Here is a 24,982-nt window from a genome sequence, read left to right as displayed (position 1 = left end):
CCAATGCCGACGGGGTGACGAGCGACCTCAACTGGTGAACAGTGCCTTGCGGATCACCGCATGTACGCCGAAGTTTCCGTTTACCACCTGGCTCACACCGAAATCGACACCTACCGACAGCAGCGATATCGCCTCGTCCTCGCTGAGCTGCTTGGCCGTCATCAGGAAGCGGCGGGCCTTGCGGAATGCGTCGCGCATCGCGGAATCGATCGAGGACTGCTTGTACACCTCGCTCTGCGCGTCTTCGCCCAGTTCCTTGAGGTAATCTGGGTGGCTGAAGCCCATGACCACCCACTCGGTCTCGGTCTCGATCAGCGGGTAATCGACATCCTTCAACTGCTCGATCAGGCCCGAGGCCTTGTGGTGGACGACCTGGATCAATCCGGTCATCGAGCATTCGATAGCCGTGCCGCACAGTTCGCTATCGCCTTGCGAGGCATGCGGATCGCCAAGCGAGAGCAATGCCCCGGCTACCTGTACCGGCAGGAAGATGCGCGCCCCCGGGCCGGTGCGCCAGTTATCGAGATTACCGCCGAATGAAGCCGGAGGGACCGAATCCACCAGTCCACCATAGGCAGGTGCGACTGCGATCACGCCGAAGTGCGGGCGGATCGGGATCTCGACATTTCGCAGGACGTCATAATTGCGCTCGATCGTCGTGGGATCGACCGGGACGCCCGGATAGTCATAGCGGCTATGGGCAATGCCGGAGGGATCGACCTGTTCAGTCCAGCGATACTGGTAGACGGCGTGGGCCGTGGGCGTGCGCGCGCCGGTCGCCTCGACCTCGTAGATCGTGATGACTTCGCGCTTCTTCGGCTCGGTCAGCAGGTCCTGGTAGTGGAAGCCCCAGTAAGTCGCCGCATTGCTGCCGAAACATTTGCCTGCAAAGCGCGGGTTGCCGCTGGGACGGGGCTTGAGATCGAGGATGCGCACTTCCACGAGGTCGCCCGGCATAGCACCCTCGATCGCAATGGGACCGGTGCAGATGTGAACGCCGAACCCCTCGCCCGGCCCGCGGCCGAAGGCGCTGGCATCCATCGGGCCTGCGCCGCGCCGGTCAACCGCCTTGCCGTGCTCATCCCAGTGGTAGACGCTTTCCGCGCCCGGATCGCCGTGAACCATGCGCTCGGGATCGTCGTTGGCGTGATGGGTCAACGTCTCGATGGTGATGAAATCGCCCGAGCGGACGTGAAGCGCTGGCTTCAGGTCCTTGCTGAGATAACCCCAATGCACTGTCTCGGGCGAGGCCGGAAGATGGTGATGGCGGACCGGCTGGCCGTCGGGCAGGAACTGCGCGGCATCGAGAGCGGGAGCTGACGCCCCCTCCTCCTCGCCGTCCGCGTCCTTGTCAGGCTCGCGTCGGGGGTCCGGCTCCTCGGCAGCATCGACCAGCTTTTCTTCGCCGGAACTGTCCTGCTTTGCCGCACTGCGTTCACCGCGGGCCGGACGGCCGCGCCGGAGCAGCTCTACCGCCTCCTGCTCCTGTGACTGGGCCTTGCGATATTCGCGCGGCGAGATGCCGTACTGTTCGCGAAAGGCGCGGCTGAACGAGGCGGAATCGTTGAAGCCCCACTCGAATAGAATGTCCGAAATCGACTTCTGCACATGAAGCGGGCTGCGCAAGTCGAGGCGGCAGCGCTCAAGGCGCCGCACCTTGACGTAATGGCCGAAGGAATCGCTGATCGATTCAAACAGCTTCTGGAGATAGCGCGGCGAAATCCCGTGCTCCGCGGCAACCTGCTGGTAATTGAGATCGGGGTCGGACAGGCGGATCTCGATCGTCTGGAAGATGCGTTCCAGCAGTGCCGCACGCATGCCTGCCGCGCCGCCCAATGCCTTTGCCGGCGCGTTGTCTAGCAGGCTGGTGACGAGGAATTCGGGGAACGCCAGTTCAATCGGCCGCGCCTGGTCGGTGGTGATGTCCGAGATCGTGTCCGCAAGCGAACGAAGCATCCCGGCAAAGACGCGCGCAGTGCCGGTATCCGTCGCGATCTTGCGCGGTGCGCCGCCGATTGGCGTCTTCAACCGCATTGACAACTCGCTGTGCGGCACCTGCACGATCAGGCTGCGGTTATCGCTCGCGAATGACAGATGCACCGGTGAATCGCCTTTGCCACAGATCATCTCGCCGTCGCCGAGCCGGATTTCCTGCTGCGCATCGCGCATCGTCGCACTACCGTCGAGAATAATCGCCAGCCAGTAGGTCTGCGGCTGCTCGCGAAAGTCGATCGACCAGGACTGCGGCGTGCCGGTGACACGAATGAAGTCGATATTGGTGCTGGAGCGGAATTGGATCAACTCACCATAGAGCGTCGCCTCATCCACCTCGTCGAGCGTGAGCGACAGGCGCTTGAGCGCAAATCGCCACGCGTCACGGCGCTGTTCCTTGGGATAGACGTTCGTTGTTATGCGCAAAGCGAGGACCACCCGATAAGCTGGTGGCACCCTGTCCCGGGCTATGAACGCTTCTTAACTCTGGCGACCTTTCTGCAAGGTTTATCCAGCGTTTAGGCTACCGGCAAGGGGCATTTCACCCGGTCAGAAGGGCGTATCGTTACCGTACACGCTGGATATCCCGGCAATCTGTCCAGGCGCATCGCCACGGCCGCAAACCGCCAGCATCGTCAGCGCATAAACGAGCGCGCTGGAGGCCATGTCCTCGCGCGTCGGCCGCCAGCGCGGCATGCCGGTGGTGACTGCCGGAACGCGGTGCATGTTGAACACATTGTGATCGCGCCACATGCTCGAATAGACCGGATGTGCGGGCTCCAGCGGCGCTCCGCGGGCCAGCCTGGTGGCGGCATCGACCGCACCGACAAGCGGAGCGACTTCGTCCGGGCGGGCCTCGAAACCATGGCGCACGACAACAGGCTCGACATCGAAGTCCTGGACCGCGACCCCGCGCATGGCCTCGACGATGCCGTGATAGGCGTCCGCCGCCTTCTGCCTGGGGTTGAGCGAGACGTCGATATAGAGCGCGCAGACTTCGGTGCCTGCCCCGAAGTCGATTGGCATTCCGCCGCGCACCGACGCGATCTGGACCTTGGGCGCGATGGCACCGCTATCGGTCTCCAACCGGCTCCTGCGTTCGAAGTCCAGCCCCCAAGCATGAAGCGCATCGATTACAGGGCCAAGGCGGTAGATCGGGTTGGGATGAGCCCGCGCATCCTCAGGCGCATCGAGAATCGGCGAGAACACACCCTGGCCGAATATGCGGACCCGGAACAGCGCATAGCCGCAGCCCTGCCAGGTCAGGCCGTAATCGGTGCCTTCAGCGGCAATCGCATAGTCGGGCGCCACGCCGCCATGATGGAACAGGTAATGCGCGCCGATGTCCTTTCCGTTCCAGTCGATGCCTGAGAATTCCTCGATCGGTTCAGGACCGATCTCACCCGGACAGGCCGTAAGCCAGGTCTTCCCGGCCAGCCCGATACCCGCCTTGCGCAGCGCCTTGGCGGCGATGAGGAAGCAGGACATCGGCCCGCGATCGTTGGAGATCGGATAACCGCGCAGCCGCCCTTCCTCATCGACCCAGCACTTCGTCCATTCCGGATCGGCCAGCGTACTCTCGCGGTAGCGGAACTTGTCGTGTTCGCGCATTCCGCTGGGACTCTCGGTATCGAGATGCGCCGTGAACAGCAGGTTCGCCCCGCGCCCGTTGCCGCCGTATTCACCGATGACGTTCGGCCGCTCAGGCGTTGCGCCGACCTTGCGCGGGCGAAAGCCCTCCTGCGCCATCCAGTCGTGCACGAATTCGGCTGCCGCCAGTTCCTCGCGCGAGCGACTGGGAATATTGCCGAGGGTCAGGGCTAGTTCGACGAGTTCGTCCGCATCGATGGCAGCGGCGATCGCGGCGCGCTCTTCTTCGCTCACCGCATAAGGCGCGCTGGCAGGATCGGCGAAGCCCCCTGCGGCGGCCAGTTCGTTCTCGCAATAGTCAGCCAAACCGGCCTCCCCAAATTCTGGTTTCGTGCATGATCAGTGGCCCGCGACCATCAGGCCCTCGGTCGATTGCCCCGAGCGGATGTAGCGTGGCAGCAGGGTGAGCAGCAGCGCGCCTGCGACGAGCGCGCCGCCGACCCCGATGAGCGCGATGCGATAGGAATGCTGTGCATCGTAAACGGCATCGAGCAGGATCGGCGTCGTCCCCTGCGCCGCAATCACCGCCGAATACATCGCTCCAATGATAGAGCCGAAATGCCGCACGCCGAAATACCGGGCGATGAAGTAGGGCAAGGCGCCAAACTGTCCGCCCAGCCCGACCCCCAGCAACGTCCCGCCCAGGATCAGCTGCGGCATCCCCTGCCCGGTTTCGAGCATGACAAGACCGACGACCGCCATGAGGTACATCGGCACCGCTACCCGCGGGGTCTGGATTCGATCCATGATGCGCCCAGTGGCGATCTGCCAGCCCGAGGTGACGAGCGCGAAAACGCTAACGACCGCGGTCCCGGTAGCAACCGAGAAGCCGCGATCGCTCAGGATCGGGACGACATGGCTGAATACGGCCGTTGTCCCGCCTGCCCCGGCCGCCAGAGCGATGAGGACCAGCCAGAACGACGGCGTCTGCGCAGCCTCGCCAAGCGTCAGTCCGTCACGCTCCGGCGCTTGCTCAAGATTCCCGCTCGCGTTGCGATCGCGCAGCAGCAACCATAGGAGCGGGAAGGCGATCACCAACATGAAACCGCTGATACCCAGATATCCGGCGCGCCAGCCCCAGGCCTGAACCAGCACGGCGGCAAGGACCGGAAGAACTACCGAACCGAGCCCGCATCCGCCGCCAGCGCTTACGCCCAGCGCCGTGCCCCGGTTCTGCTCGAACCAGTCGGCGATCACTTTCTGGAAAATCGGCGTACCAGCCATAGCGCCGAAAACGGCAAGGACCGCGAAGGTGGCATAGAACCGGACCAGACTGCCGCCCGTGAATGACAGCGCCGCGATCGAGATCGCAAGCCCGAAGATCCCGCTAAGCAGCGTGCGCCGCGCTCCGTGCCGGTCGACATAACGCCCGATCATCGGATAGCTCACTGCGCCGACCAGAGCGAGCACCCCAAGCACTCCGGATATGCTCGCGCGGGCCCAGCCGAACTCCTCTGACAGCGGCACCAAGAACAAGCCGAAGACGGCATGGACCGCAGGTGTGACGCTGACGGAATTTCCAAGGGTGCAAGCGGCCAGGACGCCGGCTGGCGAGCCTATCGCGAACCCCTGTCCGCGCTGGCCGCCGCGGTTCAAGACCAGGCCTCCATCAGGTCACCGCAGGTCGTCAGCAAGGCCAGGTTCTTCTGCATCACCTTGAGCGAGGCGATGTGCAGATCCGGCTCGTAGGCGGCGCAGGCGTCCGAAACGACGAAAACGTTGTAACCGCGATGAAATGCCCCCCGTGCAGTGGAATCGACGCAGCATTCGGTAGTGACGCCGGTCATCACCAGGGTTTCGATCCCTCGCACCTTGAGCTGGTCGTCAAAGTCGGTCCCGTGGAAACTGTCGAACAGCAATTTCTCGATCTCGATATCCCCGGCTTCGGGATACAACCGATAATAATCGGCGCCCGGGTGATCGGCGCGGCAGATCGCCTCGCCTCCGGCACTGCCCCGGCGGGCCATCAAGGTCTTCAAAGCGGTTGAATCGGTCTCGGGCCGGGTTACCACGCGCATGAAGGCGACCGTCACACCCGCCTTGCGCGCCGCAGCGATCAGGGCCTCGATCCGGTCGATAACCATTTCGATCGGTTCCAGGTCGACCCCGAACGTGCCGGCCAGTCCGTCAGCTGCGGCAAAGTCTTTCTGGATGTCCACCACGACGAGCGCCGTGCTCGCCGGGGGCAGCATCGCCTCGAGATTCCCCGCAGCGACATGCGGCAGGTCGAGCACTTCAGCCATGACTCCCGACCTTCACCTTGCCGGGAAATCGCTCACGCAGGACGGGCAGCACCTCCTGGCCGAATTTGGGAATGCCGGTCATGTAATCGGGGAAGATCAGCATCAGGCCATCGGTCTGCGACACTTCGAAAAGTTCGGTCAGCCGGTCGATCACGGTCTGCGACGAACCCGCGACATGCGCGGACATGAAACTGGAGCGGGCCTTTTTGGTGAAGGCGTTTTCCTTGCCGATCTCGGCATCGAGGAAGCCGTAAGCGCGCATCATGCCGTGCATTGCGCCCTCGTCGAAGCCCGCGGCATAATGCCTGGCGGTCGCTTCGGCTTCCTCATCGGTATCGGCTAGCAGGACCGTCATCATCGAATAGGTGCGCACATACCGACCCATCGCCGCTGCGTCCGCCTTGGCCGCGTGGCTCGCTTCGGCAAGTTCTTCCGGATTGCCGCCGCTCAGGAAGATCGCGTCCATCTCCTCGGACGTGAAATGCATGCCCTTTTTCGAAGAGCCGGCGCAGACGAGAAACGGCCGCTTTTCCGGCTTGGGCCAGGATTCGCAGTCATCGAGCTGGAAATACTTGCCGTCCATCGTCACCGAGTCCTCGCGCCAGAGGCGCTTGATCGCGGTGACCCATTCCTTGGCGAGATCGTAGCGACCGTCATGGTCGACACCTTCGGGCCATGCCCCCATCTGCGCGAACTCCCCCTTGTAGGAGCCGGTGACGACGTTGAGGCCGCTGCGGCCCTTCGACACCTGGTCGAGCGTGGCCATCATCTTGGCGACGACCGCCGGGTTCTGCAGGATCGTGTGGACCGTGGTCCAGACCTTTACCTTGCTTGTCACCTCCGCCAGCGCGGCCATTAGCACGACCGGATCGAGCGAGCTGTTCCAGTGATGCGTCTCACCGCCGTAACCGCGGAACTTCGACATCGACATGACGAAGTCCAGCCCCGCCTCCTCGGCGAGGATGGCGCAGTTGCGGTTGTAGGCATAGGAGCCATCGAGTTCGGGCTTGTTCTTAGAGAGGATCCACCCGCCATTCGCGATCGGCAGGAAAATGCCGAGGTCCTTGCCGCCGCTGTCGGATGGAATATCGAAGGGCGTGGGCTCGAACTGTGTCATACTCAAGGTCTCCCGATCCGCGTCTGGTCGATGTTGGATCAGCTTAGGGAAGCGGCCGCCGGGTTCTTGATTGGCAGCGCATGTTCTGTTGCCGAACCGGAAAGCAGGTCGAACACCGCCCCGCGCGCAGGCATCGAAGGGACCGCGCCCCGGCCGAGAGTGCACAGGGCCGCCGCCGCGCTGGCGATGGGCAAGGCTTCTTCGAGGCGCCTGCCTTCATCGAGCAGCGCCGCCAGTGCGCCGCAGAAGCAGTCGCCCGCGCCGATGGTGTCGACGGAAATGACCGGCACGGCCGGAATGTGGCAATACGAATCCCGCCGTATCGCAAGCGCGCCGTTGGCCCCCAGCGTAACGACGATCGCCTGATCTGCCCGCGCCAGCAAATCCCGGGCCCGCGCAACAATTCCTTCGTGCGAGGGCGGCTCTCCCGTCGACGGGACGTAGACACCCAGCTCATGCTCGTTAAGGACGAGAATATCGACAAGATCGAACAGGCAGCGCGCTTCGAGCAGGGCGGGTGCCGTGTTGAGAATGCGGACCGCCCGAGACTGCGCGAAGACCGGCGCCAGAGCGGCAACCGGCACTTCCAGTTGTGAAAGCAGGACACCTTCTTCCACCGGCGCAGGTGCCTTGAGCCTCGCATTGGCGCCCGAGACGACGATGATCTGGTTCTCGCCCTCGGCATCCACAGCGATATAGGCGGTTCCGGTCTCTTCGCCGGGAACGACTTCGACACCGGAAATATCGATGCCTTCCGCCGCCAGCCGGTCCTTCATCCAGCGCCCGGCATCGCCTTCACCCACAGCCCCGATCATGCGCGTGGCCGCACCCATGCGGGCGGCCGCCACGGCCTGGTTCGCGCCCTTTCCCCCGGGCAGGCGTGCGGTCGCCCCGGCCAGGACCGTCTCACCCGGCATGGGCAGGCGTTCGAGCGATGTAATGATGTCGATGTTGATCGAACCGACGATGTGAACAGCCAAGTCTGCGCCCCGTCTTTTTTGCATGTGCAGCGAAGGTGCAGCATGGGACCTGCCACCGGTCAAGCGCGAGGAGCCCGCGTGCGCCCAGGCACAAGATTTGCGGTCGCCAGCGCAAAGAGCGCGACTCCTGCGGGCCATTAGGTTCCTCATCTGCAACAGGAAGGTGACGACGATGACGAATTGGCTGATCACGGGAATCGGTGGCGGTCTGGGCCGGGAACTCGCCAGGGCGGCGCTTGCCCGCGGAGACACTGTAGTGGGCACCAGCCGCAGGGCCGAGGACGCTGAATTCACCAGCTTCGCTCCGGACCGCGCCCACCTGCTGTGCATCGACCTGCGCGAGGAGGCTTTGGTGCGTGAAGCCGTGGCCCGCGCCGAGGCGCTGACTGGCGGGATCGACCGTCTCGTGAACAACGCCGGCTATGGATTGATCGGCGCCATCGAGGAAGTGTCCATCGATGAAGCCCGCGACCTGTTCGAGATCAATGTCTTCGGCGCCATGCGCATGATCCAGGCCATGCTGCCGCACATGCGCGGCCGGCGCGCAGGGCATGTGGTCAACATCACATCGGTCAGCGGCCATGCGCCCTGGGCAGGCACGGCCATCTACGGCGCGAGCAAGTATGCGCTCGAATGCCTGGGCCAGACGCTGGCGCAGGAGGTCGCCCCGATGAACATTCGCGTCACCAATGTCGCCCCGGGCGGCATGCGCACCGAATTTGCCGCATCGGGCCTGCGCATCGCCGGCGCGGACATTGCCGACTACGACGAGGTTGCCCACTTCGCGCGGCGCAGCCTTACCGAGAATGCCGGCAAGGAAAAAGGCGATCCCCGGCGCGCGGCGGCGGCGATCCTCGAAGCGCTGGATGCGCCCGAGCCGCCGCTGCACCTGTTCCTGGGCGAAGACGCCTTGCACTATGCGACCGATCAGCACGCCTTCGTCGCCGCGCAGATCAGGGACTAGGAAAAGCTTTCGCTTTCGATCGCCTTCGAGGAAGCCTGATGCACAGGATAGAACTGCCCGACTGGGCAGTCGAGCGCGGGCGCGGGTACAATAGTTTCGACGCGATCGACCCGGAGCGCACGGCGCTTGTGGTGATCGACATGCAAACAGCTTTCGTTGCCGAGGAAGGTGTGTTCGGCAAGGAAAGCGCCCGCGCCATCGTCGAGCCGATCAATACCCTGGTGCGCGCCATGCGCGACGCCGGAGCCTGCGTAATCTGGACGCGCCAGACAGTGAGCGATGCACCGCACCTGGCCGTGCCCGCCTGGCAGTACGACCTCGCCGACCCGTTCGTCGCCCGGGCAGTGGCGTCGCTGCGCAGCGGTACCGCTGCTCATGAAATATATCCACCGATGGCCTGCGGACGCGACGACCTAGTCCTGGACAAGTTTCGTTACGGTGCCTTCTCATGCCCTGCCGGCGCCCTTGCCCGGGTTCTGCACATGCGCGGGATCGAACTCATCGTCCTTGTCGGCACGCTCACCAATGTCTGCGTCGAATCCACCGCCCGAGAGGCCAACATGCGCGGGCACAAGGTGATCGTGGTCGCGGATGCCTGCGCTGCCGCCACCGACGCCGAGCACAACGCCGCACTGCTCAACCTGCGTCTGAACTTCGCCGACGTGCAATGGACACGGGACATCCTGGCCTTGTTGCAGGAGCCCGATCGGCATCTCCCGCTCCTTGGGTAGGCGGCGCCGGTTCCGTGCCGAACCGACGCCGCCATCTCCCAATCCACAGGTGCCGTGCGCTCAGCAAAGCAGGCGCGGCACCGCCACGGAAAATATGTCGAAATGCCCGTCCGGGTGCTCCTCGGCTCCACCGCGAGGGGCTGCTCGGTGTTGGACGACGCCATTCTTGCCGAACCCTGGAACCACTGGCCGCCCGGCGTCGCGGCTCAGCCAGAGGCGCAGGAGGTGGCGCTTGCGCTGCGGCTCGGGCCAGTCCCGGAAGGTCGTCCGGGCGTGAAGCGCTGCATAGTTCGACAGCCACTGGATATCGCCTGGCCGGAAGTCCATCGCGATCGCCATGCCTTCCTCGTAAGTGATCTTGTCGAAGAGCTCGAGTACCTCGATCTGTTCGGGCGTCAGCTTGGGCACGCCATCGTATTCCTGCGCAGTGAGGATGTAGAGCGAGCCTGCGTACATGGAGAACACGCCATCGACGAGACTGACGATGGGCGAGGTATAGGTGTCCGCCGGCGCATTGTGGTCCTGCCGCCGCCAGTCCCAATGGAACGGCTCGAGCAGCAGAGGCGCAAGATCGGGTCGGCGCTCGAGAATCTCGTTGTAGATCTGCGCGCCCGAGACCAGACAGGACAGCCCGCCCTCCTTGGCCGGGCGCAGGCACATCAGCGCCACGATGTCCGAACTGTCGGAGTGATAGACGAGCTTGTCGCGCACCTTCGATGACAGCGCGGTCGGATCGTCCATGGTCTTGTCCGAAGTCGCATAGACATGGTCGATCAGGTCGCCCATCTCGTTCTGGCGTATCGGATCACCCATGTGCAGGCCGAGGATGTAGTAAATCGCGCTCGAAAGCGCGTCGGAATAGAGCTGGGTTCGCAGGCCACGCACCAGGACGAAGCCGCGGCCGTAATCGACATCGCTACCCCATTCCTTCACCGCGTCGGCGCAGGCTACAAGCGGGTAGTCCTCGGCCCTGACCGTGCGCAGGTCCGGATTTTCAGCCAGGAAGCGCGCACCGAGAATTTCCAGCTCGTCCACCTGCGCATCCGACAGCATGTAGATCCACTCGCCGCTCTGCTCCAGCGCATCGCCGCGCCAGGCCGCGGCGGTCGTGACCGGGGGGACGGCCTCCAGCGATGTGGTAGGGTTGCTGGCCATGCGCTATTCCTTTGCTCCGCACTTCATGACTGATCCGGCTAGCTTAGAGCGGCGCGGTTGCGTCGACTTGTCGCGTCATGTCCGAAAGGTTTTCCCGACACGTACAAGTCGGCTCAATCGCTTTCGAGGAATTCCAGCACGTTGTCCGCCCCGTCACGGATGAACAGGCCGCGCCCGAAGCGCTCGCCCACTTCCAGCACGATCTCGACGCCGCGCGCGACGAGATTGGCGCGAAATCCCTCGTAGTCGTCAACCGTGAACGCGACATGCTTGTTGCCCAGCGTCTGCAGGTCCTTGCGCGGATCGAGGCGGTCGGGAGACATAGGTTGGGGATCGGCAACCTGGAACAGCTCGATCCGCAAGCCGTCGCGTTCGAGGAACATGGCCTTCGTACCGCCCGGGATCGCAAAGCGCCTCTCCACGCGAAAGTCGAGAACTTCCACGTACCATCGCGCGGCCGCTTCGATGTCGGCCACCGACATCGCCCCGTGATGAAAGCCCAATCGCGCCATGCCCTGCCCAATCGTGTCCTGACCGCTCGCGCCCGGTCAGGCCAATGCGGCGCGAATGACGTCCAGCGCCGTCTCGGCGTCGATGACCTCACCGATCTTGGCGCGGATATCGAACAGGTTGCCTTCGTGCGGGCGCGGATCGCGGTCGGCGCAGGCATCGGCAACCACGAGCGGCACGAAACCGTGGCACAGCGCATCTAGAGCGCTGGCCCTCACGCACCCCGAAGTCGAATAGCCGCCGATCAGCAGGGTATCGATGCCCTCCGCCACCAGCATGGGCGCGAGTGCGGTGCCGAAGAAAGCGGAAGGATAGAACTTGGTGATCACGCGGTCGCCGGGCCTCGGAGTCAATTCCTCGGGAAAGGCGCCCAGCCGCGAGCCGGCCATGAAATTGCGCAGCCCCGGCACCTTGCGGAAGAACATGCCGCCTTCCTTGCCGTCGACATATTCGACATTGGTCAGGATCACCGGCACCCCGGCCGCTCGAGCGGCGTCAGCCAGACGAACCGCCTGCGCCAGCGCTACCTCGCCCTGCGCATAGAGCGGCGATTGCGGATCGAGATAGGCCATGACCATGTCGACCAGCAGCAGGGCTGGACGCTTGCCGGGTTCCAGGCCGCCGCCAAAACCGGCCCCCACGTAGTCGTTGTCGAGATCGGATTTCTCAGCAGCCATATTTCGCCCCTTGAGCCAGCAGCGATTGTGCGCCGGTCAGTTCGTTCAGATCATGAAGCATGCCGGTCTCCTCGCGCAAGCCAGTGCTGGAGCGTGCCGCGGCAAGTCCGGCGAGCCAACGCGGCGCGCCGGTCACGAGCCCGCCGAGCAACAGCATCGGATGCAAGGCGACGGCTATTCCAAGCCTTTCCAGGCACTCTTCGTCATCGGTCGGCGTTACCCCGCCCGCGACGAGATTGTGCACCAGCGGCACACGCCCAGCAAGGCGGGCGGCAATGTCCTCCAGTTCCTGCATGGTGCGGGGACCTTCGATGAAGACAGCATCCGCGCCTTCGGCCAGGAAACTCTCGGCGCGTTCCATTGCCGAGGCGAAGCCTTCGACGCCCAGTGCGTCGGTACGGGCAAAGACCAGCATGTCGACGCGCGCATCGAGTGCAGCGCGAATGCGGCCCAATGCCTCGTCATGGGGCACGACCTGTTTGCCCGCCATGTGCCCGCAGCGCTTGGGAAAGGTTTGGTCCTCGACTTGCACGGCGCTCGCCCCTGCCCGTTCCAGCATGCGCACGAAACGCTGCAGCGTCAGCGCATTGCCGAAACCGGTGTCGCCATCGACGAGCAGCGGCAGATCGCTGACATCGCGCATCAGCGCCACCGTATCGACGACCCTGTCGGCCGGAACGAGACCGAGGTCGGCACGACCCAGCGCCGCCATCGACAACGCTGCGCCGGAAAGAAAGCCGGCTTCGCAACCGGCCTTCTCGATCAGCAGCAGGGACAGCGCATCCCAGCATCCGGGCATCGAAACGAGCCCGCACTGCGCACGATCCGCAAGACGCTCGCGCAGCCGGACAACATGCCCGGGCGCACTCATCCCAGTTGGCCGGGAATGTGGCTTTCGTGGTTGGCGAGATACCACTCGGCGATTTCTTCGCGGGTCGCCCACCAGACGCCGGGCAGCGACTTCGCATGTTCGATGAATTCGCGCAGGGCCCGCACGCGATGCGCGCGCCCGGATACATGGGGATGCAGGCCGACGTTCATGATCCGCCCGGTCTTCTCACCCTCGGCATGGAGCACGTCGAGTTCCTCGATCAAGGCATCGCGGAACTGGTCGGTGGTGAAGTTCTTGCGGGTTATGAAGGTGAAGTCGTTGATTTCATTAGAATATGGAACCGAAACGATCGGCCCGTTGAGCGTGCGCAGCAGCGAAGGCTGATCGTCGTTCATGATGTCGCAGTAGAACGTGCAGCCTTCGCCGGCGAGGATATCGGCAGTCTGCATCGTGCCGCGCAGACTGGAGGAGAGCCAGCCCTTGGCCTTGCGACCGGTGAACTTCTCATACTGTTCGAGCGAGCGCAGGACGACCTGGCGCTCCTTCTCGGGATCGCTTGCAAAGCCGGTGAGCAGCTCTCCTTGTTCCCAGTTGTGCGCCAGCAGTTCCCAGCCACGCTCCAGCACCGCGTCGGTCATCGCCTTGCGGCGCTCGAAAGTCACGGCATTGGTCGTGCAGCTTGCCGGTACGCCAAGTTCGTCGAACAGCTCGAACAGGCGCCAGATGCCGACACGCTGACCGTATTCGCGCCACGTATAGTTGGGAAAGTCGGCGACATTGCCGGGCAGGATATCGGGCAGGATCGCCGGTCCGCCTGCATAATAGGGCTTGTCCGTATCCTTCACGAGATCCCAGGTTTCGAGATTGAAAGTGAGGATCAGGGCAACCCGCGCGCCGTTCGGCCACTTGAGTGGCTTGCGATGCGGCAGGGGGACGTAATCGTATTCCATTACAAGGATCTCCAGGCGTTCTTCTACGCGCCGAGCGAAGTGCGCTCCCACAAGCTCCGGACTAATTCGCCACCCCGCCCCCGGCCTAGCGCGATCGGGCAGGGTGATCGCCTGTCGAACAATGCGGGTCATCGGGGCGTTGCGACGGGTCCTTCACGCGTTATCTGCGGATCGCGGTGCCACCGGAACCACGAGCGCCGCAAGGAAGAAAGGCTAATCAATGGCTCGGCACGTTTCAATGGCATCGCATTTCCATGCAGCCCTGGCGCTTGCGACGGCACCGCTTGCCGCCACGAGCGCGACGGCGGCCGATATACCCTCGAATCCTACCGCGCAGATCGTGTCGCGAGATCCGGTGGCCATACCGCAGGGACCTGACGGACGCGCCCTCGTCATGCGGATTACCGTTCCGGAGAAAGGCAGCGACCTGCCCGTCCTCATCCTGAGCCACGGCAACCTGCTCAATCGGTCGGACTATCGTCCGCTCGTCGAATTCCTTGCGCGAGACGGCTGGATCGTCATCCAGCCCGACCACCCGGACGCGTCGCAGGACGGCTTCCCGCCTGCACCCTATCCTTCCGACACCTGGCGCATTCGGCTCGACCAGGTCGACTGGATCGCCACGCACCTGGGCGCAGTCCTTTCGCGCGTGCCCGGTCTTGCCGCGCGCGCCGACATGAAGCGGCTTGCACTGCTCGGCCACAGCTTCGGCGGGCACACGGCCGCACTGGCAATGGGCGCACGGGTAGAAGACGCCGGCCAGCCTTCACCGACCGGCAGATTCAAGGCTGCCGTCCTGCTGTCGGCTCCCGGAAACTGGGAGGGGCTGACGCCGCAGTGGCAGAAGCGCGGTCCTTATCTCAAGGTCGACTGGTCACAACTGCACGGCCCCGTCCTGTTGATCAACGGCACGAACGACATGGCCGCACTGACCGATCTTGGACCGCAATGGCACGATGACGGCTATCGCCTCTCTGCGCCGGATGCGGACTTGTGCCTGATGCATATCGAAGGTGCCGGGCACTATCTGGGGGGGATCGACTCAGTCCTGCGCCCACCCCAGGGCGACGCGACGCCCGAGCGACGCAAGACCGTCCTGACAGCAGTGGCCGCCTTCCTCGACAGCCGGACCGGCCGCAGAACCGACGCAGCCAGTCGCTGGCTGGCGATCCGGTCCGGCCTGACCTGCAAACTCCAGGCGGAATCGATCAGCCGGCCCTGAGCGCCACCAGGATATTGTCGACGACCTGCTGCCGGCGCCGGGCCAACCGCTCTTCAGTAGCCGCATCGGGTTGATAGGCGTCGATATCCTCTGAAGTGATGCCGTGACGGGCCAACAAGGCCTCGGTCACGATCTGGCGGTCGCACACGACCCATAGCTCGCGGGCGAGAGCGATTACCGCTTCGGCCACGTCATCGATGCGCTCGGGGGGTAGAATCTGTCGCTCTGCGGTCAGATCCCGACCGGTCGCTGCAGCGGCGGACTGCGTGGAAGTCTGCTTGGTCATGCGGGCTTGCGTCCATAGATGACGTAGGGGTCACGCCCCGGATTAGGCTGCCAGCCCCTGACGTCGACGAAGCCGGCCGCGCGGGCCATGGGCTCCATGTCCAGCTTGGCAGTGGAGCGCCAGAAGGGCTCGCCTCCCCAACGCGCCAGCCAGTCGAAACGCCAGGCGGTCATGCGGTCGAGACTCTGGGTCCGCGCGACGTCGGCCATGATCATGTCGCCGCCCGGTTCCAGCACGCGAAATGCCTCGGCAAAGATCGCCTCGATCGCCTTGACCGGCATCTCGTGGTGAATGGCATAGGCGGTCACGAGGTCGAAGCTGGCATCGGCGAACATCGGCATCGTCTCGCCAACGCCTGTGTGCAGGTCCCAGGAAAGGCCCTTTTCATTGGCAACGCGCTGCGCCTGCTCCAGCATCCGCAGCGAGGGATCGATTCCGGTCAATCGGGCATCCGGAAAGACCTCCGCAATCGCAACCGAATGATGGCCCGACGAGGTGCCGATCTCGAGAATACGGCGATAATCGGCGCGTGGCAGGCTTTTCAGAACGGCCCGGCGGTTACCGTAGATGTCGCCCGGAAAGATCTTCGATACGTACTTCTTGTGGACCAGCTCGCCGTGGATGAAACCGTTCCACGGCCCGGCATCCCAGCCTCCCCGCGTGCGGTGGAACCATGTCTGCGACCAGTAGCGCGGCGCGTCGACGTCGTGGACGGTGATCGTCGTCCCGCCTTCGCGAAGCTGCGCGAGCGCGGGCACGATGCTCTCGGAAATCTCCTCGAATGCCTGCTCCGCTGCGCGGCCGTGCTGCTTGGCGCACCATTCGCCCAGCAGCGCACGCGCCTGGTACGCCGTGGAACCGGCCAGCGCGCTGTCGATCACCCGGTGCCGTTCTTCCATGTCCTCGGGCAGACCCTGCGCGTCGAGGCCCGCATCGGCCAGTTCGCCTTCGACCGCCTGCTGCAGGCGCGAAGCCGCCAATCGGGTAGTCACTTCGAAATCCATCATGGCACGGCCGCGTTGGCCGAGGTCGAACTGCATGAGTCGCTTCTCCTTTGCGCCTGCATTTCAATGCCACGCCGTAAGCCCTTGTGCCATCTCGCGTTCCCGGCGCTATCCGCTCTGCGACAAGACTCGATCGAACCCGTATGGCGCGCCGCAGCCTTGTGACAGCAATGTCTGCAACGCGAACAACGCCGAGCCTTGCTGAGCATTCGGCCAATTTAGGGATGGAAACTTAGATGAAGAATTTCTGGCTTGCTGGTTCCTCGATCGGACTTGCCCTCATGGCCACCCTTGCCGCACCTGCCATGGCTCAGACCGCAGCATCGGCCGGGGCTTCCACGGGTGCCGACAACGACGTCATGGGAGGCGACATCGTCGTCACCGCCCGCAAGCGCGAGGAAACGATCCAGTCGATCCCCGCCGCGGTCAGCGCCGTCACGCAGGAAACCCTGACCCGCGCCGGCGCCCAGTCGCTCGACGATGTCGCCCGTCTCACACCGGGCCTGACCTTCAACTCGGGCAATGCCGGCGGCCTCGCCGCCCCGACGATGCGCGGCATCACCAACATCACCTCAACCACCTTCGACAACAACGTCGGCGTGTTTCTCGACGGCGTCTACATGTCGTCCAAGTCGAACCTCGACATCGACTTGTACAACCTTGCCCGGGTCGAGGTGATCAAGGGCCCGCAAAGTGCGCTTTACGGCAACAACGCCTTTGCCGGCGCGATCAACTACGTTCTCGACCGGCCCAAGGACTACCTGACCGGCCAGATCAAGGCATCGGTCGGCACCGACAGTCTCTATGAAGTGGCGGGCAAGATCTCCGTCCCGATCACCAGGTCGCTCAGCATCATGGGCGTCGGCACCTATTCGCACTTCGGCGGCACCATCAAGAACGTGCAAGGTTCGAACCTGGGTGGCTGGGACCACAAGATCTCGGCCTCGGGCATGATCGACTACCACCCGGAATCCGATTTTTCCGCCTCGCTGTTCTACTACCACTATGAGGACGAGCTCGACGGCGGCGCGAACTACATGTTCACCAACGACTGCGGCGGCACGATCTCTCCGACGATCCTGCCCAATCGCGGCGGCAGCACACTTCGCTTCAAGTGCGGCACGCTGCAGGCTCCCGACGAGGTCGACGTCGATTCCGCGTCCTACTCGAAGCGCAAGACCAACCTTGTGATCGGGCGCATGGCCTACGAATTCGGGCCGGTCACGCTGCGCTACACCGGATCCTATGCCAAGTACGATACGATCGCGCTGCAGGACCAGCACCTCAACAGCTACGGCGGCACGCTCTCTTCGGCGCAGCGCCGCTTTACCCGCCCCTTCGTCGGACCGGTTCGCGAATGGAGCAGCGAAGTCCGGCTCGAATCCTACGACAACGCATTCCTCGACTGGGCGGCAGGCGGCTACTACTATGACCGCGCGGCGAACCAGACCGTCGTCGTCGGCAACAGCCCCGGGCAAGTGAGCCGGTCGCTCGACCTCAACAACGACGAAAATGCGACGATGAAATCGGTCTTCGGGCTCGTGAACTTCAAGTTCACCCCGACCTTCAACATCGAAACGCAGGGACGGTGGACCTGGGAAGACAAGGACGCGGTCCTTACCAACAACCTGACCGGCCTTGTCCGCACCCCCAAGGCAGACTTCTCCTACGGCACCTACCGCGTAACCGCGAACTGGGAATGGAACCCCGACCGCATGCTCTACGCGGTCGTCGCCAGCGGCACCAAGTCCGGCGGGTTCAACAACACCTCGGTCTTGTCCGAACAGTCGTACGGCCCCGAGAAGAATACCTCCTTCGAAATCGGTTCCAAGAACACGTTCCTGGGCGGTCGCGTGATCATGAACGTTGCAGCCTACTACGTCGACTGGAACGATCTGCAGATCTCGGTCCCTTCGTCGGTCACCGGCCAGACCAACCCTGTCACCAACATCGGATCGGCTACCGTCAAGGGTTTCGAGTTCTCGACCGCGGTCAAGCCGTCTCCGAACTGGGACGTCAGCTTCGGCTACAACTACGCGGATTCCACCTGGGATGACGGCACGATCGATTACAGCTCCTCGCGAATCTGCCCGACCGCGGCGGACTGCGGCCTGACCCCGGCAGGGTCCGGCATCGACGTGGGCGGCTTCCAGATCCCGCGCACATCGAAGCACCAGTTCTCGGCGGCAACCAACTACACCATTCCGCTCGCGACCTCGGAGCTCTATCTGCACGCAGACATGTCCTATCGCTCGGAGCAGGCGACCAACGCGATCGCCTTGCAGAAGGTCCCGCAGCAGACCCTCGTCAATGCCCGCATCGGCTGGATCAAGGACGGATACGAGCTTTCGGTCTTTGCCAAGAACCTGTTCGACAAGAACTACATCGTTTCGTCGATCAACGAACCGGAGTTCTTCCCCTCGACCACCTTCACGACCGGATTCGTCGGCAATGGCCGCGTGATCGGCGCCACTGTCGAGGCCAAGTTCTGATCGCCATGCCCGGCGATCACGCGAATACGGGGGGGCAGGCGCAAGCTTGCCCCCTTCCCTTGCGAGGGGCAAGGTCCGGGGCGATGAGACACCTTCTGTCAACGCTCCTGACCTTGCCGCTTGCGGCATCGGCGCTGGCCGCCTGCACGGCAACGGGCGCGTCAACCGAACCTTTCCGACTTGCCGCGCAGGCAGCCGACAGCGACGCCGGTCCGCCGCCGGACTACGCCCTGGCATCCAGCTGGGCCGCACGGGAAACAAAGTCCGCCGCGCGCGATGCCGACGTCTTCTATATTCATCCCACGACGTTCCAGTCCCGGGACTGGAACCAGAAGATGGACGACAAGGCCACGCGCGCGTGGACTGTGCAAAGCGTGGCCCAGCGCCAACTCAATGCCTTTGCCGCCTGCTGCCGGCTTTTCATGCCGTTCTATCGGCAGGCTTCGAGCCGCGCCTTCATAGAGCGCGACGGGCGCGGGGCGCAGGCTTACGACTTTGCCTATCGTGACGTGCGCCAGGCATTCCGGAACTACATTGCAAAGCTGGGCCAGGGGCGCCCCTTCATCATCGCAGGACATAGCCAGGGCGCCCTGCTCGGCCTCAGGCTGCTCAAGGAAGAAATCGCCGGTACGCCTCTCGCGGATCGGCTGGTCGCCGCCTATCTGCCGGGCATCGGCATTCCCAAGGGCACGCTCCCATCCGATGTTCCCCCTTGTACCTCACCGGGACAGACAAGGTGCGTGGCATCATGGAACGGCTTCAGCGAAAGCGCCGAAACCACCGCGTGGAAACAGCGCTCCGTTGCCGACTATGGCGCCCCCGGACAGGACCCCGCTCTCGTCTGTACCAATCCCATGACTTTCGACGCAACCCTGCCCGCGGCCGGGTTTGCGGACGGCAAAGGCATGCTGCCGGTTGCACAAAAGGATCGGCCCGCCGCGGCCCTTGTTCATCGCGCCGTGGCGGCACGCTGCGTCGATGGGATACTGCGAGTCCGCACGGCATCGACTGTGGAAGCGCAGCCGCTACCCAACGGCAGCCTGCACATGCATGACATCGCCCTGTTCTGGGCCGACATTTCAGCGAACGCGGCACTACGCGCACAGCGCTGGCAAGAGGATCACCGATGACGTCTTTCGCCTCCCTGCCCCGCCGCGCCCTGCTCGGTGCCGCGGCCTCGTTGCCGCTGCTGACGGGAACCCTGCGCCCAGCCGCGGCAAGTGTAGCTCCACGCCCGATCGACGGTCCGTGGACCGAAAGCGGCACCCTCGCGCGTGCGGGAGGCGTGCTGGCCTGGCATGCGCTCGGCCCAAAGGACGGGGAGCCGGTAATCCTGCTGCACAAACTCGGGGGCTGGGCGGCGGACTGGCGCGGCGTCGCACCGCGGCTCGGCCCGGACAAGCGGGTCATTGCCTTCGATCTGCCAGGCCACGGCGATTCGGCCATGAACGGACTCCCCCCCTATGTTCAGACGGTCCCAGAAACGGCGACCATGCTGCTGGCCGCGCTCGATGAACTGGGCATCGCGCGGGCCAGCTTCGCCGGCAACTCGCTGGGTGGGGTCATCTCGACCGAAATTGCGGCGCTCTGGCCCGAGCGCGTGAACAAGCTGGTGCTGGCCAGCGTCAGCCTGTTTCCCGGCTACGATCGCGCCCGCCTTGCCGAACTGGAGGCCCATCGCGATCCGAAGGTCTATACTGCCGATTGGCGACCGGTAGCCCGCGCGACCGGCGGAGCGGGCGATTTTGCAACGCTCGACCCGCAAGTCGAGGTCGAGCAGGACGCAAGCCGCGCCCGGGCCGATCGCTGGATACGGCCGAGCGAGCGTGGGGTCGGCCTGTTCAACACCCAGGCGGCACTGGCCCGCACGATCGCGCCGCTGCTGTTCATCTACGGCGACCGCGGGCACTACGTGAAGTACATCGAGACCGGCATGAATCTGCGCGGCGATGCCGAAGTGATCGAGCTGCCGCAGACCGGTTCCTTCGTCCATCAGGAACGGCCCGTCGAGGTTGCCGCCGCCATGCGCAGCTTTCTCGACGCGCCGCTTTGAGAATCAGGCCACCAGCCTGATCGTGAAGTGCCCCGCCCGCTCGCGCATCGGCGCCAGAGCGCGATATTCCGGCGAGGCGATGTAGGCGCGCGCGGCTTCGGCATCAGCAAAGCCGAGTGCGACCACGATTTCGCCCTCGATGGCGTCGCCCTCCAGGACCTCGCGCACTCCTCCGCGTACCAGCATTTCGCCGCCGAGTCTGGCATTCACCTGGCCCACGGCCGCCCTGTATTCGCCAAATGACTGGCTGTCGGTGATAGTGACCGTCGTGAGAATAAAGGCGCCGTGCATTCGCTGTCTCCCGGGATTGTGATGACCGAGGGCTAGCAGCGAATTCAAGGCAGGCCGCCTGCCCGGCACGCCTCTGCTCACCCTGCGATAAGTCCCTCCTCGCGCCAGCGCTTGGACGACCGGCCCCGTGCTAGCGCGCTCGCGTCACCACCCAAAGGACCGGACGATGATGCAGGAAGCCGAAACGATCTACAGCGAAGTACCGCAGGACGTCCCGAGCTGGCTCGCCGGACTGGGCCTGGAGCAGACGATTGCCAATCGCGATGTTGCATCGCCGTACAGGGACGTGGTGCATCCGGCCAGTGGCACGATCATCGGCCAGTGCCCCGAAGCGCAAGTCAGCGATGTCGATGCGGCCGTCACCGCCGCCAGGGAAGCATTCCCCGGCTGGGCTGCTCTCGACTGGCAGGAACGCCGCACCCGGCTCGAAGCATTTGCCGATGCGCTGTGGGACAACCGCAAGTCGCTCGCCCTCATCGTCGCAGCGGAGACCGGGCGCCCGCTACGCCGCGCCTGGAGCGAAGTGTTCTTCTCTGTCGACTATGTACGCACGATCGCCGCACAGGACCTGCCCGAGATCGTCTACGACCGCGCGGGCCTGAAGGCACGCCTCGTCCATCGTCCGCTCGGCGTTGCCGGCGCTATCGCGCCGTGGAACGCACCGGTCATCCTTGCTGTCGCCAAGATCGCCAACGCCTTGCTGGCGGGCGATACGATCGTGCTGCGCCCTGCCCCGCAGACCCCGCTCTCGGCGCTCTACATGGGCCAGCTAGCGCGCGGGATCTTCCCGGCCGGCGTCTACAACACGATCACCGGCGATGCATCGGCAGGGGCGGCGATGACCTCGCACCCCGGCATCGCCAAGATCTCTTTCACCGGATCGACCACGACCGGGCGCGTAATCGCCGCAGCAGCCGCACCGACGCTCAAGAAGCTGACGCTCGAGCTGGGCGGCAACGACGCAGCGATCGTCCTGGACGATGCCGATGCCGACGAGCTGGCGGCTTGGACCTATCGCATCGCGCTGGAAAATGCCGGGCAGTTCTGCGCCGCGATCAAGCGCCTCTACGTGCACGAGAGTCTCTATGACGCGGTACGCGACAAGCTGCTCGCCTTGATGGCGGGCGCAAGCGCGGGAAGTCCCTTCGCTGCCGAGACGACGATGGCCCCCTTGCAGAGCCAGGCCCAGCTCGCCCGCGTCGAAGGATTCGCGCGCGATGCCGCGGAACGGGGCTGCACGGTCCACCAGACCGCATTCGCGCCCGGCACCGCCGGCTACTTCCTCGCCCCCACGCTGGTGGAGGGCTGCAGCGCCGGAATGCCGCTGGTCGACGAGGAGCAGTTCGGGCCGGTCCTGCCGATCATGCCCTTTACCGACGAAGATGCCGTACTGCGTGAAGCCAACGCGTGCGAATACGGCTTGGGGGGGTCGGTCTGGAGCCGGGACGTCGATCGCGCGCTGGCACTTGCGGCCCGGCTCGAATGCGGAACGGCGTGGGTCAACCAGCACGGCGCCTATTCGGCATCCCTGCCGCTCCCATTTGCGAAGCAATCGGGCATCGGCATGGACTATTCGCACTTCGGAGTTCTCGAGCACTCACGCGCTATGCTGCTCAACGCGCGGCTGTGAAGGCCGCGCAAACATTCTCACCAGACGAACAACCCGCCCACTTCACCTCGCCCGAAGCGAGGACTGAACATAATCTGAAACCATCGAACGCAGGAGCCGGGCTCGCAATGACCATGGAACAGACAGCAGTGACCAAGTCCGCGGAACGCGGGCCCGACAATTTAGGCTTTCGGCGCCTGTTCGGCGTTCTGGGCCCCTCCACCAACACGACCGTGCAGCCCGATTTCGACGCAATGCGTCCCTATGGCGTGACCAACCATTACAGCCGCATCATCGTCGATGATGCGCAGGCGGTATCCGATGAGACTTTCATGGCCGGGACCATGGAAATCGACGCCAACACCGCCGACGCGGTGCGCGGTGTGCTGACCTGCCACCCGGACTATCTGGTCATGGGCATGTCCGCGGTCACATTCTACGGCGGCGCCGAAGGCGGGCGCAAATGGCGCGAGCAGATCGAGGCCATCTCGGGCCTCGGCGTATCGACCGGTGCCGAGGCCGTCGTTGCCGCGCTGAAGGCCTATGGCAACATACGAAGGGTCGCGGTCATCTCCCCCTACTGGCCAAGCGCCAATGCGCAGGTGAAGACCTACCTTGCCGACCACGGTTACGAAGTGGTCCGCGACCTGCCGCTGCAATGCCGTTCCTGGACGCAGATCGCGCAGGTCACGCCGGAACGGCTGCGCGAAGGTTTCCATTCGCTGGAGGGCGACGATGTCGAAGCGCTGATCCAGGTCGGCACGAACCTCTCGACCGTCGCCTTCGCCGCCGCTGCCGAACTTTGGCTCGGCAAGCCGGTCATTGCCATCAACACGGCCACCTACTGGCACGCCCTGCGCGCCAACGCGATCGCCGACCGCATGCCCGGTTTCGGACGCCTGCTTACCGATTTCTGATCCATTGCCCACGCGTCCGCCAGATTCCGAACGGGCGCGGGAGCGAACCGCTTTCCCTCCCAACAACAGGAAAAACATGTCTTCCATTCGCAGGACCCAGGTTGTCGTCGCCGGTGGTGGCCCGGTCGGTAGCGTTGCTGCCGCCTACCTCGCCAAGCATGGCATCGACGTCGTTCTGGCCGAGACCGGCGCCGATTGCGCGCAAGACTTGCGCGCCAGTACCTTCCACCCGCCGACGCTGGAAATGCTCGACGAGCTGGACGTCACCCCCGCACTTATAGAGATGGGCCTGAAAGCACCCGTCTACCATTGGCGCGACCGACGCAGCGGTGAGATCCTGCCCTTCGACCTGAGCGAGATTTCCGACGTCACGCGCTACCCTTTCCGCATCCAGTGCGAGCAGTATCACCTCGCCCGGATGCTGACCGAACGACTGGCCAAACTCGATCGTGCGCAAGTCCTGTTCAACCACCGCGTCGTCCACTTCAAGCAGGACGAAACCGGCGTCGATGTCGACCTGGAAAGCCCTTTCGGGATCGAGACGATCCGCGCCGACTACCTGATCGGTGCCGACGGCGCGAGTTCGATCGTGCGCAAGTGGCTGGGCACCGAATTCGACGGTTTCACTTATCCCGAACGCTTCCTCACGCTCAGCACCACCTGGCCGATCGAAGAGGCGATGAAGGGTCTGGCCTACGTGAACTACGTGTCCGATCCAGAGGAATGGCTCGTCCTGCTGCGCGTTCCCTCGGTGTGGCGCGTGCTCGTTCCCGCGCATGAGGAAAGCGAGGACTACCTGCGTTCGGACGAGAAGAAGAACGCTGTATTCGACGGCATCATGGGCGACGGCGCGGCGGTGGAAACCCAGCACCGCACCATCTATCGGGTCCACCAGCGCGTCGCCAAGCAGTTCCGGCATGGCCGGGTATTGCTGATGGGCGATTCCGCGCACCTCAACAATCCACTGGGCGGCTTCGGCATGAACAGCGGCATCCACGATGCCTTCAACGCCTGCAGCAAGCTGGTCGAAATCATCAAGGACGGGGCGCCGGACAAGCTCCTCGATCTCTACGACCGCCAGCGCCGCAAGGTCACGTTCGACTTCACCCAGCGCCAGACCATGGACAACATGGAAGCCATGCGCGCAACGCAGGACGAGAACCATCGCAAGCGCGAGGCGGCGATGCGCGCCCTGCTCGAAGACGACGAGAAGCGACGCGCATACCTGCTGCGACAGGCGATGTTCGAAAGTCTCGATCAGGCCGCGGCGATCGTCTGATCCCGCATGCGATGATGCGGATGTCACA

At 64.3% G+C, this 24,982-nt stretch carries 23 protein-coding genes; 9 read left to right on the top strand and 14 right to left on the bottom strand.

The annotated features are described in order from the left end of the window. Positions 1-27 precede the first annotated feature (27 nt). The 6 genes from J3474_RS01770 to J3474_RS01745 all read right to left on the bottom strand — a co-directional run bounded on the left by J3474_RS01770 (position 28) and on the right by J3474_RS01745 (position 7,982). Positions 28-2,418, bottom strand: a complete 2,391-nt coding sequence (locus tag J3474_RS01770) for an acetamidase/formamidase family protein (protein WP_242528136.1) — start codon at positions 2,416-2,418, stop codon at positions 28-30. A gap of 123 nt (positions 2,419-2,541) precedes the next feature. Continuing rightward, a complete protein-coding gene (locus J3474_RS01765) occupies positions 2,542-3,948 on the bottom strand; it encodes a peptidase M20 (RefSeq protein ID WP_242528135.1) in 1,407 nt (468 codons plus the stop codon). 33 nt (positions 3,949-3,981) lie between these two features. Then, positions 3,982-5,238, bottom strand: a complete 1,257-nt coding sequence (locus J3474_RS01760; RefSeq protein ID WP_207092896.1) for an MFS transporter — start codon at positions 5,236-5,238, stop codon at positions 3,982-3,984. Next, entirely contained in the window at positions 5,235-5,885 is a 651-nt protein-coding gene (locus J3474_RS01755) for a cysteine hydrolase family protein (protein WP_207092895.1), read from the bottom strand. Before J3474_RS01755 ends, J3474_RS01760 begins: the two co-directional genes overlap by 4 nt. Further along, positions 5,878-7,002, bottom strand: coding sequence for an LLM class flavin-dependent oxidoreductase (locus J3474_RS01750; RefSeq protein ID WP_207092894.1), 1,125 nt, complete (start codon positions 7,000-7,002; stop codon positions 5,878-5,880). Before J3474_RS01750 ends, J3474_RS01755 begins: the two co-directional genes overlap by 8 nt. Positions 7,003-7,040: 38 nt before the next feature. Further along, positions 7,041-7,982, bottom strand: coding sequence for a ribokinase (locus J3474_RS01745; protein WP_242528134.1), 942 nt, complete (start codon positions 7,980-7,982; stop codon positions 7,041-7,043). Positions 7,983-8,154: 172 nt separating this feature from the next. On the opposite strand from J3474_RS01745, the gene J3474_RS01740 reads away from it, so the two are divergent. Together J3474_RS01740 and J3474_RS01735 are read left to right on the top strand one after the other, a co-directional pair. Then, the gene (locus J3474_RS01740; protein WP_207092892.1) at positions 8,155-8,946 is read left to right on the top strand and encodes an oxidoreductase; all 792 of its coding nucleotides are present in this window, start codon (positions 8,155-8,157) and stop codon (positions 8,944-8,946) included. A gap of 38 nt (positions 8,947-8,984) precedes the next feature. Beyond that, entirely contained in the window at positions 8,985-9,677 is a 693-nt protein-coding gene (locus tag J3474_RS01735; RefSeq protein ID WP_007013620.1) for a cysteine hydrolase family protein, read from the top strand. Positions 9,678-9,737: 60 nt separating this feature from the next. Here J3474_RS01735 and J3474_RS01730 read toward each other — a convergent pair whose 3' ends face one another. The 5 genes from J3474_RS01730 to J3474_RS01710 form a co-directional block, all read right to left on the bottom strand. Further along, the gene (locus tag J3474_RS01730) at positions 9,738-10,832 is read right to left on the bottom strand and encodes a TauD/TfdA family dioxygenase (RefSeq protein ID WP_207092891.1); all 1,095 of its coding nucleotides are present in this window, start codon (positions 10,830-10,832) and stop codon (positions 9,738-9,740) included. Positions 10,833-10,945: 113 nt separating this feature from the next. Beyond that, positions 10,946-11,344 (bottom strand): VOC family protein, encoded by a 399-nt coding sequence (locus tag J3474_RS01725; protein ID WP_207092890.1) that lies wholly within the window; start codon positions 11,342-11,344, stop codon positions 10,946-10,948. Between the two features lie 36 nt (positions 11,345-11,380). Beyond that, positions 11,381-12,019 (bottom strand): isochorismatase family protein, encoded by a 639-nt coding sequence (locus J3474_RS01720; RefSeq protein ID WP_207092889.1) that lies wholly within the window; start codon positions 12,017-12,019, stop codon positions 11,381-11,383. Further along, positions 12,009-12,890 (bottom strand): oxaloacetate decarboxylase, encoded by an 882-nt coding sequence (locus J3474_RS01715; RefSeq protein WP_207092888.1) that lies wholly within the window; start codon positions 12,888-12,890, stop codon positions 12,009-12,011. The genes J3474_RS01720 and J3474_RS01715 overlap by 11 nt, the downstream gene beginning before the upstream one ends. Then, positions 12,887-13,801: a polysaccharide deacetylase gene (locus J3474_RS01710; RefSeq protein WP_207092887.1), complete on the bottom strand. Its 915-nt coding sequence runs from the start codon at positions 13,799-13,801 to the stop codon at positions 12,887-12,889. Before J3474_RS01710 ends, J3474_RS01715 begins: the two co-directional genes overlap by 4 nt. 238 nt (positions 13,802-14,039) lie before the next feature. Between J3474_RS01710 and J3474_RS01705 the strand changes: the two genes are divergently transcribed. Continuing rightward, positions 14,040-15,023 carry an alpha/beta fold hydrolase gene (locus J3474_RS01705; RefSeq protein ID WP_207092886.1) on the top strand — a complete coding sequence of 328 codons (984 nt, stop codon included), beginning with the start codon at positions 14,040-14,042 and terminating at the stop codon, positions 15,021-15,023. On the opposite strand, the gene J3474_RS01700 is transcribed toward J3474_RS01705, so the two are convergent. Both J3474_RS01700 and J3474_RS01695 read right to left on the bottom strand, forming a co-directional pair. After that, positions 15,010-15,309 (bottom strand): hypothetical protein, encoded by a 300-nt coding sequence (locus J3474_RS01700; RefSeq protein WP_207092885.1) that lies wholly within the window; start codon positions 15,307-15,309, stop codon positions 15,010-15,012. The two genes, J3474_RS01705 and J3474_RS01700, sit on opposite strands and share 14 nt — an antisense overlap. Continuing rightward, a complete protein-coding gene (locus J3474_RS01695) occupies positions 15,306-16,349 on the bottom strand; it encodes a class I SAM-dependent methyltransferase (protein WP_207092884.1) in 1,044 nt (347 codons plus the stop codon). Before J3474_RS01695 ends, J3474_RS01700 begins: the two co-directional genes overlap by 4 nt. Positions 16,350-16,549: 200 nt before the next feature. Between J3474_RS01695 and J3474_RS01690 the strand changes: the two genes are divergently transcribed. The 3 genes from J3474_RS01690 (at position 16,550) to J3474_RS01680 (ending at position 20,858) form a co-directional block, all read left to right on the top strand. Beyond that, positions 16,550-18,805: a TonB-dependent receptor gene (locus J3474_RS01690; protein ID WP_207092883.1), complete on the top strand. Its 2,256-nt coding sequence runs from the start codon at positions 16,550-16,552 to the stop codon at positions 18,803-18,805. A gap of 83 nt (positions 18,806-18,888) precedes the next feature. Beyond that, the gene (locus tag J3474_RS01685) at positions 18,889-19,935 is read left to right on the top strand and encodes a DUF3089 domain-containing protein (protein ID WP_207092882.1); all 1,047 of its coding nucleotides are present in this window, start codon (positions 18,889-18,891) and stop codon (positions 19,933-19,935) included. After that, entirely contained in the window at positions 19,932-20,858 is a 927-nt protein-coding gene (locus tag J3474_RS01680; protein WP_013832388.1) for an alpha/beta fold hydrolase, read from the top strand. The genes J3474_RS01685 and J3474_RS01680 overlap by 4 nt, the downstream gene beginning before the upstream one ends. Before the next feature lie 3 nt (positions 20,859-20,861). Here J3474_RS01680 and J3474_RS01675 read toward each other — a convergent pair whose 3' ends face one another. Beyond that, a complete protein-coding gene (locus J3474_RS01675) occupies positions 20,862-21,149 on the bottom strand; it encodes a DUF1330 domain-containing protein (RefSeq protein ID WP_207092881.1) in 288 nt (95 codons plus the stop codon). A gap of 166 nt (positions 21,150-21,315) precedes the next feature. On the opposite strand from J3474_RS01675, the gene J3474_RS01670 reads away from it, so the two are divergent. The 3 genes from J3474_RS01670 (at position 21,316) to J3474_RS01660 (ending at position 24,954) form a co-directional block, all read left to right on the top strand. Next, a complete protein-coding gene (locus tag J3474_RS01670; RefSeq protein WP_207092880.1) occupies positions 21,316-22,779 on the top strand; it encodes an aldehyde dehydrogenase family protein in 1,464 nt (487 codons plus the stop codon). 113 nt (positions 22,780-22,892) lie between these two features. Then, entirely contained in the window at positions 22,893-23,675 is a 783-nt protein-coding gene (locus J3474_RS01665; RefSeq protein WP_207092879.1) for an arylmalonate decarboxylase, read from the top strand. A 76-nt stretch (positions 23,676-23,751) separates the two neighbouring features. Continuing rightward, positions 23,752-24,954, top strand: coding sequence for an NAD(P)/FAD-dependent oxidoreductase (locus J3474_RS01660; protein ID WP_013832384.1), 1,203 nt, complete (start codon positions 23,752-23,754; stop codon positions 24,952-24,954). Positions 24,955-24,982 lie beyond the last annotated feature (28 nt).

The sequence above is a fragment of the Novosphingobium sp. PY1 genome, from assembly GCF_017312445.1.
GTDB lineage: Bacteria > Pseudomonadota > Alphaproteobacteria > Sphingomonadales > Sphingomonadaceae > Novosphingobium.
This window is presented reverse-complemented; position numbering and strand designations above follow the sequence as displayed.